The following is a 13,894-nucleotide window of genomic DNA, read 5'->3' on the forward strand; positions in this document are numbered from 1 at the left end:
ATAACTCATGTTTGTAAGAAAAAAGAGTAATAAAAGTGGTACCGTAAGTGTCCAAATTATAGATAAATCATCTGGAAAATATAAAGTTGTTAAAACAGTTGGTTCCTCAAAAGATTTAGATGAAATTGAAAAGCTATATCAAGAAGCATATAAAATAATACCAACACTTCAAAAACAAGATACTTTTAATTTTTTAAGTAATACTGATGAAAATATTTTAAACTTCACAAAATCATTATCAAATTCAAATATAACAGCAGTAGGTGCAGAACTTGTATTTGGAAGACTCTTTGATAGTATAGGCTTTAATGTAATACAAGACCAACTATTTAAAGATTTAGTACTTTCAAGAATAATCTACCAAGGAAGTAAATTAAAATTAACTGATTATTTAAGAAGATATGAACATAGGGAAATATCAGTGCAAAGAATCTATAGATTCTTAGATAAGTTAAATTCAAAATATAAAGATCAAGTAGAAGAGATTGCATTTCTTCATACAAAAAAAGTATTAAAAAATATAACTGTAGTTTTTTATGATATGACTACATTGTACTTTGAAGCACAAGATGAAGATGATTTTAGAAAAATAGGATTTAGTAAAGATGGTAAATTTCAAGACCCACAAATAATGTTAGGATTATTAGTTGGTGAAAAAGGATATCCAATAGGATATGAACTGTTTAAAGGGAATACATTTGAAGGACATACTTTAATACCAGTACTTGAAAAATTCCAAGAGAAATTTGACCTTGTAAAACCAATTATTATTGCAGATAGTGGATTATTATCAAAGAAAAATATAGAACAATTAAAAGTAAAAGATTATCAATACATTCTTGGGGCAAGAATCAAAAATGATACAGATGATATCTCAAAACAGATATTAGATTTAAATATTTGTGTTGATGGACAAAGTGCAATAATTAAAAAAGATGATAAAGATAAACTAATCATTACATATACTGATAAAAGAGCAAAGAAAGATGCTTATAATCGTAAGAAAGGCTTGATTAGACTTGAAAAGAAAGTTAAATCAGGAAAACTTACAAAAGATAAAATAAATGCAAGGGGATACAATAAATATCTTCATTTAAAAAATGATGTAAATGTAGAAATAGATTATGATAAATTTAATGCTGATTCAAAATGGGATGGATTAAAAGGATATATTACAAATACAAATTTATCAGCTGATGCAGTAATATCAAACTACTCAAATCTTTGGCATATTGAAAAAGCTTTTAGAATGTCAAAAAGTGATTTACAAATAAGACCTATTTATCATTTTGCAAAAAGAAGAATAGAAGCCCATATCTCAATTTCGTTTGTAGCATATACAATTTATAAAGAACTTGAAAGATTACTATATAAACATAATGCTCCATTTAGTGTTCAAACTGCTAGAGAAATAATACAGAATATTTATCAATTAGAATTTACTTTACCTGATTCAAAAGCAAAAGAAAAAATACTTTTAAACATGGATGAGGAACAGAAGTTTTTACTAGACATTATTGCAAAAGAAACTTAGGGTGTCCCAGCGATGAAGTCAGGAAAAAGAAGCAAAAAAAGAGTTTAATATACTTTTAAAAGAGAATATTACAGAAGAGATAAAAAAAGATGTTAAAAAGTATTTAAAATATTTAAATAAAGAAAGAAAATTAACTTATAATTCTGCAACTTTGATTTTAGGAGCAGGACATAATTCAAATGTAAATAATGGACTTTTATCAACTCAATATACACTTCCAGGATTAGGGGATATATCTGTTAGGGGTGAAGAACCTATTAGTGATAATTTTCATAATGAGATTTTATCTTTAGATTTTAATAATATTTTAAAAAGTAATACTGCAATAAAAATAAAAAATAGTCTTCTTGCCTATAATAAAAGTTATCTAAATGAAAAAGATGAAAATATTTCTGTTTTTACATACAAACCGAGTGTCTCTTATATTTACAATAAATATTTATATGGTTTAGAATCAAATATAAGTAGAGTTTTAAAAAAAGAAAATAATGATATAAATATATTATCTTTATCCCCATTTATATCAAATAAAAAGTTTAAAGCATCCTTAGATTATCAAAAGTTACTTTATACTAATAGTGAGAATAAAAATAAAAACTTTGAAAAGTATTCATTTGGATTTTTATATAATTTACAAAAAAATATAAATTTATTTTTAAATTTAGGAAAAATAACGAGAATTAAGAAAGAGCGTATAGACATAGATAGAGCATCAAAAGAGCTAGGTATAGCTTATAATTATAGATTTAATAATAAAAATATGTATACTTAGGATATAAATTTGAAATAAATAATTTTAAATATTTTAATTCATTTTTTAATAATAAAAGAAAAGACAATACTCATAATTTGAGTTTTAATTATGTATATAATATTAAAAAAGATGATGCAATTAGTTTATCATCTTCATTTAATAGAAATAATTCTAATCAAGATGCATATTCATATGAAACATTTGAAACAAAACTTAATTATATAAAAAAATATAATTGGTAAGAAGAAAAAAGGAAAAAAATGAAATTATTAGTATTAATACTATTATTTACAAATATTCTATTTGCTAATATTGGAAAAATTGTATCATTAAAAGGTGAAGCAACTATTACAAGGGACAGTAAAACATTTGAAGTTACAAGAGATACTTATTTAAAAGAAAAAGATACCCTCATAACAAAAAACAATTCAAAAGTCCAAATTCTTTTTAAAGATGAAACAATCATTTCTATTGGTAAAAACTCTATATTTAAAATTAATGACTACTTATTTGAAGATAAAAATAACGTAAATGCAGAATTCTCTATGATAAAAGGTGTATTTAGAACTATTACTGGAAAAATTGGAAAAATCGCACCTCAAAACTTTAAATTAAAAACAAAAAGTGCTTCAATTGGTATTCGTGGTACTCAAATAATCACAGACTTATCAAATGGAAAAGAAAGAATATTTTGTACAGAAGGACAAATTGAGATTACTCAAACTTCAACAAATTTAAAAATCCTTGTAAATAAAGGTGAATTTGTTGATATGGAAAAAAACAATGGTAATTCATTACAAAAAAATAGAACAAAAACAAAAGATTTAAAAGAAGTGAATGAAGATATATCCGTAAGTGAAAATAAAGCACAAGATACTGCAACAGAAAAAGAAGATATTGAAACAACTGAAACAACTGAAACAACTGAAACAACTGAAACAACAGAAACAACAGAAACAACAGAAACAACAGAAACAACAGAAACAACAGAAACAACAGAAACAACAGAAACAACAGAAACAACAGAAACAACTGAAACTACTGAAGTAAGTGTTAATACAGCAGATGATAATATATTGGAAAGTACTAACACCTTAGAGGAAACAGCTAAGGAGGAGGAAATAACACAAGAGGCTCAAGAACTTGCAGATGAACTTGCAGCAGAAGAAGCACAGAGACTTGCAGATGAACTTGCAGCAGAAGAAGAAGCTCAAAGACTTGCAACTTTAGAAGAACTAGGTAAAGAGCAAGAAGAAGCAGCTGATGCATTAACAGACAGTTTAGAATTGATTACTCCAGATTCTTTTTATACAAACAATACAAGTAAGGCAAGTTACCTTGGAACATTTAATGAAAATAGTTTTGACTCGCAAACACAATATTATAAAAAAATAGGAAATAACGATAGGTTATTAATTCCAACAGACACTACAATTTCTATGGATATTGACTTTGGTAAAGATGATGATCAAGTAACAAATGGAAAAGTTTCTGTATCAGGTTATGCAGATTTAGAATTTGATGGTTATTTTAAAACAGATAATACATTAAAATTAAAAGCAGCAAATAGTACAGTAGGTGACGGTGGAGATGCTACTTTCTTTGGCTCTGAAGCAAATATTATAAGTGGAGATATTAAGTTACAAAATGATGAGATTAAACTTGAAGGTGAATTTGATGCTGAAAAGTATGAATACGGAGATATTGATGAAATTACAAATACAGATTACTTTATAAATAATACATCAACAGCAACATACACTGGTAATTTTAATAGTACAAGATATGATGAAAGTTCACAATATAGCTCATCTTACTTTAATAAAAGTGCAATTGACCAAAATACAACTATTTCAATGGACATTGATTTTGGAGCAACTCAAGATCATATAACTAATGGTAAGATTGATATGGTTTCTGTGCCAGATTTTGAATTTACTGGTCATATTAACCAAAATAATGTTAGCTTATCTGGTGGAGATTTATGGGGAAGTGGAAGTGCAAAGTTTTATGGGAATGAAGCTAATACAATGAAAGGAAATGTTTATTTTCAGAATTTAACTAATAGTATAAAAGGTGACTTTGAAGCGAGTAAAACTACTGCAGATCAAGCAAATTAATGTATTTATAAGCTACTAATTATTTTTTAGATAAACTCCTTTCAACTAAAAATTAGGATAAGTAAAAATATATGGCATTAATCGACCTACAAAACATTTCAAAACAATATGACACAAAAGTAATTTTGAAAAATGCAAACTTTACTTTAAATCAAGGTCAAAGAATTGCAGTAATTGGCCAAAATGGTCAAGGAAAATCAACATTACTTAAGATAATTACAGAAGAAGTTGAACCAGATGATGGTATAAAAGCAATTGATAAATCTATTAAAATAGAAATGCTAGCACAGCATCCAAAATTTGATGATAATTTACTTGTTCGAGATGCGATTGAGAATCAACTTCAAGAGTTAAAAGATGCAAGAATTGAATATGAAGAAATATCTGTTAAAATTGTAGATGATTATGAAAATACAGAATTAATCAATAGACAAAGCGAACTTGCAACATTTTTAGAATTCCATAATGCTTGGGATTTAGACAATATGATTGAACGAGTATTAAAAGAATTTCATTTAAAAGAGTATGAATTTAAAGATGTTAATCTACTTTCTGGAGGGGAGCAAAGAAGGGTTTCTCTTGCAGGACTTCTTCTTAAAAAACCTGATGTTTTACTTTTAGATGAGCCTACGAATCATCTTGATGTTTATATGGTCGAGTTCTTAGAACAACTTCTAATTAAAAACAATTTTACTCTTATTTTTATTTCACATGATAGATATTTTATTGATAATATTGCAACTTCTGTTATTGAAGTTGAAAATGGAACATTACGTAAGTTCCAAGGTGGGTATTCATCATACTTAGAACAAAAACAGCAACTTTTAGAAAATATGCAAAAAGACCATCATAATATGATTAGATTATTTAAAAGAGAAGCTCACTGGATGCAAAGAGGTGTTACTGCAAGACGGAAAAGAAATGTAAGAAGAAAAGCAGAATACTTAGATTTAAAACAAAAAGTTAAATCAAATCCAGCAGCAATTAGAAAAATGAGTGTTGAACTTCAAAGAGAACAAAAGTCTTTTAATACAGATGAAAATACAAGAACTCAAAATAAAAAGAAAATGCTTTTTGAACTTGATGATATAGCTATAACTCTTGGAGATAAACTTTTAATTAAAGATTTTACTACTAGAATTTTACAAAAAGATACTATTGCAATTGTAGGACCAAATGGTACTGGAAAATCTACAATGCTTAAAATATTTATGGAAAAACTTAAAATCGATTCAGGTCGATTTAAAAAAGGTGATTTTAAAGTAGGATATTTTGACCAACATAGAGAGATGCTAAATGATAATCAAAGTATTATGCACACTTTCTGTCCAAATGGTGGAGATTTAGTTGAACTTCAAGATGGAAGAACAATGCATGTTTATGGTTACTTAAAAAACTTCTTATTCCCAAAAGAGTATTTAGAAAAAAAGATTGGTGTATTAAGTGGTGGAGAGAAAAATAGAGTAGCTCTTGCACTTTTATTTACTAAAAATATAGATTGTTTAGTTTTAGATGAGCCTACAAATGATTTAGATTTGCCTACGATTAATATTTTAGAAGAGTACTTAGAAAACTTTCAAGGTGCAATAATTCTTGTATCTCATGATAGATATTTTGTTGATAAAATTGCAAAAAAACTATTTGTTTTCAAAGGTAAAAATGGACAAGTTGAAGAGAGTTTCCAGCCTTATAGTGAATACTTAGAGATTGAAAAAGAGTTAAAAGATTTAAGCTCGCTAGAAAAAAGTATAAAAAAAGAAGAATCTGAAAAAACAAAAGAAATAACAAAAAAGAGGCAAGTAAAACTGTCATTTAATGAGCAACGAGATTATGAAATGCTTCCTGATGAAATAGAAACTTTAGAAGAGAAAATTGAAGAAATCAATAAATGCCTTATGGATTCAAAATGTTATGAAGCTAAAGGGATAGTAGCAGTTTCTAAAGAGCTTGAAGAAGTTGAAGCAATTTATGAAACAAAAGTTGAAAGATTTTTACAGCTAGAAGAGTTAATAGAAAGTTTTAACTCTTAAAAAGATATAATAATAATATAACTAATAAATAATATAAGGATTGAAATGAGTTTAAAGCAACAACTTAAAGATGATGTTAAAATAGCTATGAGAGAAAAAAATATAGTTAAAAGAGATTCAATTAGATCAATTAATACAATGATTAAACAAATTGAAGTTGATGAAAGAATTGAATTAACAGATGAAGATATTATTAAACTAATTCAAAAAGGTATTAAACAAAGAGAAGAAGCTATTTCTCAATATAAGGCTGCTTCAAGAGATGATTTAGTTGAAAAAGAAGCTGAACAAATTGAAGTATTTAGACTTTATTTACCTGTTCAAGCAAGTGATGAAGAACTTGAAGCTGGAATGAAAGAAATCATTGCTCAAGTAAATGCACAATCTATGAAAGATATGGGAAAAGTAATGGGAACTGCTAGTAAAAAATTTGCAGGTATTGCTGATGGAAAAAGAATTAATGAAATGGTTAAAAAACTTTTAGCTTAATAATATATTTTAGGATTAAATATGAGTAATGAATTTAAAGAAATTTTTTCAAAACTATCTGTAATTGAGAAGAATGAAGTAACAAAAAACAAAATTGAAAAAACTCTAGAAATCATTCCAATCCTTCTAAAAAGAGTTTCTACACAAAATGTAGATGTTTTAGCAGGTATTCTTAAACAATCAGTTCTGCCATCAATATGTCCAGAAACAGATGATGAGATTGAACAAGTATTTGAAAGTATAAATAAAAATCCAAATTTATTATTTGAAAAAGAAATTCAAGAAAAAATACAAAGATTTATCGAACAAAGATTTCAAAGAGATAAGCAAATTGTAATACAAAGAACTTCTGATATTTCAAAATTTGTTACACTAATGGGACAATATCTAAATGATGCTATTTCAAGTAGTGGTTCTGGTTCTAAAAATGTATTAAGTATAAAAGAAAAAATACAATCTATTGATTTAACAAACAATGGTGCAATAGAATTATCAGATCTTCAAACAGAACTTATAAATGCTGCTTCATCAATTGAAGAAGAGATGAATCAAGTAAGTAATAAACTACAAACTGGAAAAACTCAAGTTCAAGAGCTTGAAGAAAAAGTAAATTCATTAGAAGAAGAACTTACTAAAACTAAAAATGAAAGTATGAAAGATCATTTAACAGGTTTACTTACGAGAAGAGCTTATAATGAAGAAATCAAAAAAATCGAAAGTTCTTATAAAAGACATAATACACAATACGCAGTAGTATTTTTTGACCTAGATTTTTTCAAGAAAGTAAATGATACTCATGGACATGAATGTGGAGATGTGATTTTATCAACATTTGCAAAAATATTAGAAAAAAATACAAGAGACCATGATATTGTTGGAAGATATGGAGGAGAAGAATTTGTTGCTATTGTTCACTTTAATCTAAATAGAGAACTTCTTCAATACCTAAAAAGAATTAAAACAATAGTTACTTCTAATAACTTTAAATATAAAGAGCATGAAATTAAAGTAACATTTTCAGCTGGTGTTGCAATTAGATCTGATCATGAGTCTTATGATAGTGCAATTCAAAAAGCAGATATGCTTTTATATGAAGCAAAAGAAAATGGTAGAAACCAAATTAAACTTGAAGATGGAAAAACTATTTAGTTTTTCCACTATTTACTAAAAATTCAGCTACAATTCTTTCAATATTTATAGTACTTGATCTGTATTATAATATCGTTTTTGCAATCTTTCAAAAACATAAAAACAATCTATTGATAGCCTAGATCTACGCTAAATTATTACTCAATAATTAAATGTTAGGCTTCTTTCATGCATATATAATTTATTATATCTTTTTAAATATTCTAAAATTAATGCACTATTTTTATGGAGTAAAAATAAAATGGTACAAATAAGTAACCAGATATTTTGTAAGAAATTTCTTACTCAAATGGATATCAAAACAGGAATATTACCAAATCCTTATTATGATCTTCCATTTATGATTATAAAAAACTTTTTATCAGAAAAAACTTGTGATGAGATTACTTCTTCTATGAGATTAAATCAAGATATTTGCGAAGCAGAGATTAGGAAATATGAAGCAATTAAAAACTTAACAGGAAAAGATACTTCAATAAGAAAGACTAATATTCATAAGTTAAGCCCCACTCAAACAAATCTTTATAATGAAAACTTCTTAAAACATAAAAAGGATATCGAAAAGTTTTTTAATTTGTGTATTACAACATCTACAGAGATACAAGCCTTAGAGTATACAAAAGGCTCATTCTATAAACAACATAGCGATGACTCAAGCGTATTGCTTAAAGATGATGAAGTTGTTGGTTTTCTTCCTGTTGCTTTAGAGCGAAAAATCACATCTGTTTTATTTACAACAAATCATAGTGATATTGTTTCAAAAAATAATTTTGATGGTGGAGAATTGATTTTTAATTACTTATATGATAGAAAAGGAGAAATAGTTCAAATCAAACCAAAAGCTGGGGATATGATATTATTTTTTAGTAATCCTTATTTTACACATGAAGTTTTAGAAGTAAAAAAAGGGTTTAGAGTATCTTTAGTTCAATGGCATGATGCCATTATTTACTAAAGATATAAATTCTTATATTTCGTACTCTAATAATACTTCTTTTGGAATAAAAGCTATTGTTGCATTTGAAGTTGCTTCTACAATTATCTTAGGTGCACAACCAGCTTCATAGGCTTCTTTCCATCTTAAGGCACACAAACACCATTTATCACCCTCTTTAAGTCCAGGAAAGCCATATTGAGGAACAGGAGTTGTTAAATCATTTCCTTGTTCTTTGGAGAAAACTAAGAACTCCTTTGTAAGAACTGCACATACGGTATGTTTACTTGTATCTTCAGGAGATGTTCTACAAACGCCATCTCTATAAAATCCAGTCATTGGACTTGTACAACAAATTTCTAAATTAGTTCCTAATATATTAGTTTGCATTTTTATCCTTTTATTCTTGTATTGTCCAAATAAATTTACTTTTATCAAACTTATGGAATGAAAGTTTTTCTAAAATACTATTTTTAATATCTTCATTTATTGTTTTAGTTCTACTTAAAATCCATAAATACTCTCTGTTTGGACTACCTACTAAGGCATAATTATAATTTTTATCTAAATCAATTATCCAATAATCTCCATAAAAAGGTTTGAAAAAACTAACTTTTAATTTTGAGTTTGTAGAATCAAGAGCATAAGCTTCGCCTATTGCTTCTTTTTTCTCTCCATTATCAATATTTGTACATTTGTTAATTACTTTTATTTTTCCATTATCTTTTAACTCATAAGTTGCAGTTACGTTTTTACATCCTTTTTCAAAGAAATGCTCAAACCTTGCAATTTCATACCAAGTACCTTTATACTTTTGTATATCAACACTGTCAACAGTTTTTAGATATGGATTTTTTGCACCACATCCAATAAAGAAAAAGGCTATAAAAACTGCCATTAAAACTTTTAACATAATTACTTCCTTGATTTATAATTTAATATTTCTTTTGTAACTTTATGTCTGTAATCAAACATCTTTTTAAGTTCATTTTGAATAAAAAAATCAAATAAATCCCCAATTTTTCCAAAAGGTAATTCATATTCAACAATATCTTTTAATTCACAAATGTTACCTTTTTGTGTAAAAACATGAGAATGTTTCCAATATTTAAAAGGCGATTTAAGTGCAATATCAACTAAAATATTTGGTTTTTGAATTTTGGCAATTTGTACTTCCCAAGTAGTAGGAATAAAACTTTTTACAGTCTTGATTTTTAACACTCCACCCTCAACTGGAACAAAATCTTTATTTAATAAATTAACTTTTGTATCAGGAGGAGTAATGTTTTGTAAATTTTTTATATCTATGTGAAACTCAAATAGATCTTCTATTTTACAGTTTATAGTAGATATTTTTTCAAATTTTTTCAAATTTCTTCCTTTATTTTACTAAATCATCAACACATGATTTTATATCTTCAAATTCAAATTCAAAGCCATTATCAAGTAGTTTTTTAGGTTTGACACATTGGCCATCAGTAAGAACTTTTGCACCCTCGCTAAATATAATATTTAGTACAAATTCAGGGATAGGCAAAATAGTAGGTCTATTTAAACTCTTTCCTAGTGCTTTTGTAAAATCATAATTAGTACTTGGTTCTGGAGCAGTTAAATTAAAAACTCCTTCTAAATCTTTGTTTTCATAAACAAAACTATATGCATTTAATAAATCTTCTAAATGAATAAAAGAAAAACTTTGTAATCCATAGCCAATAGTACCACCAAGTCCTAATTTAAACGGTGTTAGCATTTTATCCAATGCTCCACCACCTTTTCCTAGAACAATTCCAAACCTAAAAATTGCAGTTCTTATTCCTAATTCTTTTGCTTTTAATGCTTCATTTTCCCAATCCTTGCAAAGATTTGCTAAAAAATCATCTTCATATTCATAATACTCTTCATCATAACAAGTAGAGTTTTTATATATTCCTACAGCAGAAGTTGAAATAAAAAGTTCTGGCTTTTTTTCTGCTTTTTGCATAGCAGAAACTAACGCTTTTGTAGTATCTAATCTACTGTTGTAAAGTGTTTTTTTATAAGATTCTGTCCATCGACTGATTATATTTGCACCAGCTAAATTTATTATAATATCTGAAGTCTCAATAATTGTTAATAGTTTTTTATCATCTTTTAATTCATCTCTTTTAATTCCAATTACATTGAAACCATTATTTTCAAAAAGTTTTCGTAAATTTGTTCCAACAAATCCACTTGAACCTGTTATTGCTAAAGTTTTCATAGTCTACTCCTTTGAAGTAACTTAATTGCATTATTATATACGTTTTAATGATTATTTGTATTATAAAAATGTTAATTGAGAAGTTTTCTTTCATAAAATACATAAACTGACACACTAGGTCTACTAAAAGTATAGTATAACTCTATAATATAAATAAAAAAGGCTTCAATATGGAACCTAAAAAAAGATTTTGGATTGTTGGTGGGAGTTCTGGAATTGGTCTAGAGGTAGTGAAGTTGTGTCTTTTAAAAAACTATCTAGTTATTGCTAGTTCTAGAACGGCTACTACAAATGAAGAATTAAAAAATTTAAAAAAACAATTTCCAAAACAGTTAAGTTTACTTGACATTGATGTATCTTCAAAAGAGGATATAAAACAAAAAGTCAAACTTGCTTATTTAATATATGATGGCTTAGATATTTGGTTTTATAATGCTGCGGCTTATGATGTAATGAGTATTGATTCTTGGGATATTGAAAAATTTGAGCAAATGAATGAAACAAATTATCTAGGAGTAGTTAGAATAATGTCTAATCTTCTACCCTATTTTAAAAGTAAAGAAAATCTAAAAAAAGAAAGTATAAAATGGATATGGAATTGTAGCTTATCTTCATATTTTGGTCTTCCTCAAGGTGGCGGGTATTCTGCACCAAAAGCAGCTTTAGTTAATCTTGCAGAATCTATTTATCCTGAATTAGAACTTTCAAATATAAAATTACAAATAATAAATCATGGTTTTGTAAAAACTAGATTGACATTAAAAAATGAATTTCAAATGCCACAATTAATGGAAGCAAAAGATACTGCAAAAAAAATACTTGAAAGTATTGAGAACTCATCCTCTTTTGAAATCAGATTTCCTTTTGGTTTATCTTCATTTTTAAGTTTATTAAAATTTCTTCCATATAAAGTTTCTCTTGCTTTAACAAAAAAGATGCTTCCATGAATGCCTTTACTTATGCTGCATTTTTTGAAGAAATAGATAAAAATACTTCTATTGAAGTTTATAGAAAAATATTTGACAAAAATGTACAATTTAAAGACCCTTTTCATGATATTGTAGGAGTTGATAAGTTATATAAAATATTCGAAGATATGTATATAAAGCTTGATAATCCAAGTTTTAAAGTTACTGAAATAGTTGAACAAAACAATATTGCTTATTTAAAATGGAGTTTTCATTTCTCATTTAAAGGTAGTAATAAAGATGAGTCTTTTGTAGGTGTTAGTAGAGTTGAGTTTAATAAAGAAGGAAGAGTAATATCGCATATTGATTACTGGGATTCAGCTAGCAATTTATATGAAAAAATCCCAATTCTTTCTTTTTTTATGAAATTTATTAAAAGTAAAATAAATAGTTAATCATGCAAAATAAACAATTAGTATTTTACTATAGTCTTTTAGCAATTCCCTTAGCAATTGTAGGCTTGCCTCTTTATATATATTTACCAACTTTTTATGCAACTACTGTTGATATAGAAATTGCAACTGTGGGCTTGATAATTTTTTTAGCAAGATTAAGTGATGTATTTACTGACCCATATTTTGGGTATTTAAGTGATAAAAGTATTGAGTATTTTAATAGTAGAAAACCTATTATGATTTTAGGTTCTATTATTTTAATTTTCAGTTTTTATGCACTTATAAATCCAAATTTAGACTTTCCTAAGCTTTGGCTTTTTACTTTTTCTATTTTAGTTTATATAGCATGGAGTATGATAAATATTCCATATCTTACATGGAGTAGTGAGATAAGTCAAAAATATGAAGATAAAACTCTTTTAAATAGTTCAAGAGAATTATTTACAATTATAGGGGTTTTAATAGCTTTACTTATTCCTTATATATATAAAGTCTCAGAAGATTTCGAGCAAACTTTAAACATATTATATATCTCATTTTTAATTCTTTTTATTCCTTTATTTTTTATAACTTTAAAAAAAGTCATAATTAAGACAAATATAAAAGTAGAAAAATATACTCTTGAAAATCTTAAAAACATCTATAAAAACATGAATGATTTAAAGTATTTACAAATAGGATATTTTTTCAATAACTTAGCAAATGCACTTCCTGCAACTTTATTTTTACTTTTTATTGAGTTAGTTATTCAAGAAAAAAGTTCTTCTGGAATGATTTTAATTTTGTATTTTTTCGCAGGAATTACTGCTCTTCCTTTTTGGAATTTTTTATCAAGTAAAATTGGTAAAAAAAACACTTGGATTACATCAATAGTATTAGCTTCAACTGCTTTTGCATTTGTACCTTTTTTACAAGAAGGAGATTTAAATGCTTTTATAATCATAAGTTTAGTTTCTGGATTATCTCTAGGAGCAGATATGGCACTTCCAACTGCTATTCAAAGTGATTTAGTACAGAAATCTAAAAATTATGAGAGCAATATCTCTGGTTTATTATTTGGTATATGGACTATGATTACAAAGTTATCCCTAGCTTTTGCAGTTGCTTTAAGTTTTACTATTCTTGGTATTTTTAATTTTGAAGCTTCTAATCCAACATCAACTTCTTTATTTGTACTATCTTTTCTTTATGGTATTTTTCCTGTAATCTTAAAATTAATATCAATATTTTTTATTAATAAATATGAAGATTCAAAAGTATAGTCTTTTTATCTTATTAACAA

15 protein-coding genes are annotated in these 13,894 nt (G+C 26.4%); 11 read left to right on the forward strand and 4 right to left on the reverse strand.

Annotated features, from left to right (window positions below):
• The first annotated feature begins 7 nt into the window (after positions 1 to 7).
• The 8 genes from GBG18_RS00315 to GBG18_RS00350 all read left to right on the forward strand — a co-directional run bounded on the left by GBG18_RS00315 (position 8) and on the right by GBG18_RS00350 (position 9,031).
• On the forward strand, positions 8 to 1,534 hold the full coding sequence (locus GBG18_RS00315) for an IS1634 family transposase (protein WP_152187337.1): 1,527 nt from the start codon (positions 8 to 10) through the stop codon (positions 1,532 to 1,534).
• A gap of 151 nt (positions 1,535 to 1,685) precedes the next feature.
• The gene (locus tag GBG18_RS00320; RefSeq protein WP_152187338.1) at positions 1,686 to 2,306 is read left to right on the forward strand and encodes a hypothetical protein; all 621 of its coding nucleotides are present in this window, start codon (positions 1,686 to 1,688) and stop codon (positions 2,304 to 2,306) included.
• A gap of 77 nt (positions 2,307 to 2,383) precedes the next feature.
• A complete protein-coding gene (locus GBG18_RS15245; RefSeq protein WP_193311036.1) occupies positions 2,384 to 2,530 on the forward strand; it encodes a hypothetical protein in 147 nt (48 codons plus the stop codon).
• Between the two features lie 18 nt (positions 2,531 to 2,548).
• Positions 2,549 to 4,408, forward strand: coding sequence for a FecR domain-containing protein (locus GBG18_RS15250; RefSeq protein ID WP_193311037.1), 1,860 nt, complete (start codon positions 2,549 to 2,551; stop codon positions 4,406 to 4,408).
• 71 nt (positions 4,409 to 4,479) lie between these two features.
• Entirely contained in the window at positions 4,480 to 6,438 is a 1,959-nt protein-coding gene (gene abc-f / locus GBG18_RS00335; RefSeq protein WP_152187339.1) for a ribosomal protection-like ABC-F family protein, read from the forward strand.
• A 45-nt stretch (positions 6,439 to 6,483) separates the two neighbouring features.
• Positions 6,484 to 6,927, forward strand: coding sequence for a GatB/YqeY domain-containing protein (locus GBG18_RS00340; RefSeq protein ID WP_152187340.1), 444 nt, complete (start codon positions 6,484 to 6,486; stop codon positions 6,925 to 6,927).
• A 21-nt stretch (positions 6,928 to 6,948) separates the two neighbouring features.
• Positions 6,949 to 8,076 carry a GGDEF domain-containing protein gene (locus GBG18_RS00345; RefSeq protein ID WP_152187341.1) on the forward strand — a complete coding sequence of 376 codons (1,128 nt, stop codon included), beginning with the start codon at positions 6,949 to 6,951 and terminating at the stop codon, positions 8,074 to 8,076.
• 241 nt (positions 8,077 to 8,317) lie between these two features.
• Positions 8,318 to 9,031, forward strand: a complete 714-nt coding sequence (locus GBG18_RS00350) for a 2OG-Fe(II) oxygenase (RefSeq protein ID WP_152187342.1) — start codon at positions 8,318 to 8,320, stop codon at positions 9,029 to 9,031.
• A gap of 12 nt (positions 9,032 to 9,043) precedes the next feature.
• Here GBG18_RS00350 and GBG18_RS00355 read toward each other — a convergent pair whose 3' ends face one another.
• From GBG18_RS00355 to GBG18_RS00370, 4 genes are read right to left on the reverse strand one after another with little or no spacing between them, the layout of a single operon-like run.
• Entirely contained in the window at positions 9,044 to 9,400 is a 357-nt protein-coding gene (locus GBG18_RS00355) for a DUF2237 family protein (RefSeq protein WP_152187343.1), read from the reverse strand.
• A gap of 10 nt (positions 9,401 to 9,410) precedes the next feature.
• On the reverse strand, positions 9,411 to 9,923 hold the full coding sequence (locus GBG18_RS00360; protein WP_152187344.1) for a lipocalin family protein: 513 nt from the start codon (positions 9,921 to 9,923) through the stop codon (positions 9,411 to 9,413).
• 2 nt (positions 9,924 to 9,925) lie between these two features.
• Positions 9,926 to 10,381 (reverse strand): SRPBCC family protein, encoded by a 456-nt coding sequence (locus GBG18_RS00365; protein WP_152187345.1) that lies wholly within the window; start codon positions 10,379 to 10,381, stop codon positions 9,926 to 9,928.
• A gap of 10 nt (positions 10,382 to 10,391) precedes the next feature.
• Positions 10,392 to 11,249, reverse strand: coding sequence for a TIGR01777 family oxidoreductase (locus tag GBG18_RS00370; RefSeq protein WP_152187346.1), 858 nt, complete (start codon positions 11,247 to 11,249; stop codon positions 10,392 to 10,394).
• Between the two features lie 170 nt (positions 11,250 to 11,419).
• Here GBG18_RS00370 and GBG18_RS00375 point away from each other — a divergent pair, with 170 nt between their 5' ends.
• From GBG18_RS00375 to GBG18_RS00385, 3 genes are read left to right on the forward strand one after another with little or no spacing between them, the layout of a single operon-like run.
• Positions 11,420 to 12,196, forward strand: coding sequence for an SDR family NAD(P)-dependent oxidoreductase (locus GBG18_RS00375; protein ID WP_152187347.1), 777 nt, complete (start codon positions 11,420 to 11,422; stop codon positions 12,194 to 12,196).
• On the forward strand, positions 12,193 to 12,612 hold the full coding sequence (locus GBG18_RS00380) for a nuclear transport factor 2 family protein (protein ID WP_152187348.1): 420 nt from the start codon (positions 12,193 to 12,195) through the stop codon (positions 12,610 to 12,612). Before GBG18_RS00375 ends, GBG18_RS00380 begins: the two co-directional genes overlap by 4 nt.
• A 2-nt stretch (positions 12,613 to 12,614) precedes the next feature.
• Positions 12,615 to 13,874 (forward strand): MFS transporter, encoded by a 1,260-nt coding sequence (locus GBG18_RS00385; RefSeq protein WP_152187349.1) that lies wholly within the window; start codon positions 12,615 to 12,617, stop codon positions 13,872 to 13,874.
• Positions 13,875 to 13,894: the final 20 nt, after the last annotated feature.

Origin of the sequence: Poseidonibacter ostreae (genome assembly GCF_009208075.1) — a bacterium.
GTDB lineage: Bacteria > Campylobacterota > Campylobacteria > Campylobacterales > Arcobacteraceae > Poseidonibacter > Poseidonibacter ostreae.

Coding starts and splice junctions, on each gene's coding strand:
- abc-f (WP_152187339.1), top strand. CDS start 4,480: ATGGCATTAATCGACCTACAAAACATTTCAAAACAATATGACACAAAA.
- GBG18_RS00370 (WP_152187346.1), bottom strand. CDS start 11,249: ATGAAAACTTTAGCAATAACAGGTTCAAGTGGATTTGTTGGAACAAAT.
- GBG18_RS00355 (WP_152187343.1), bottom strand. CDS start 9,400: ATGCAAACTAATATATTAGGAACTAATTTAGAAATTTGTTGTACAAGT.
- GBG18_RS00340 (WP_152187340.1), top strand. CDS start 6,484: ATGAGTTTAAAGCAACAACTTAAAGATGATGTTAAAATAGCTATGAGA.
- GBG18_RS00360 (WP_152187344.1), bottom strand. CDS start 9,923: ATGTTAAAAGTTTTAATGGCAGTTTTTATAGCCTTTTTCTTTATTGGA.
- GBG18_RS00375 (WP_152187347.1), top strand. CDS start 11,420: ATGGAACCTAAAAAAAGATTTTGGATTGTTGGTGGGAGTTCTGGAATT.
- GBG18_RS00315 (WP_152187337.1), top strand. CDS start 8: ATGTTTGTAAGAAAAAAGAGTAATAAAAGTGGTACCGTAAGTGTCCAA.
- GBG18_RS00380 (WP_152187348.1), top strand. CDS start 12,193: ATGAATGCCTTTACTTATGCTGCATTTTTTGAAGAAATAGATAAAAAT.
- GBG18_RS15250 (WP_193311037.1), top strand. CDS start 2,549: ATGAAATTATTAGTATTAATACTATTATTTACAAATATTCTATTTGCT.
- GBG18_RS00385 (WP_152187349.1), top strand. CDS start 12,615: ATGCAAAATAAACAATTAGTATTTTACTATAGTCTTTTAGCAATTCCC.
- GBG18_RS00350 (WP_152187342.1), top strand. CDS start 8,318: ATGGTACAAATAAGTAACCAGATATTTTGTAAGAAATTTCTTACTCAA.
- GBG18_RS00345 (WP_152187341.1), top strand. CDS start 6,949: ATGAGTAATGAATTTAAAGAAATTTTTTCAAAACTATCTGTAATTGAG.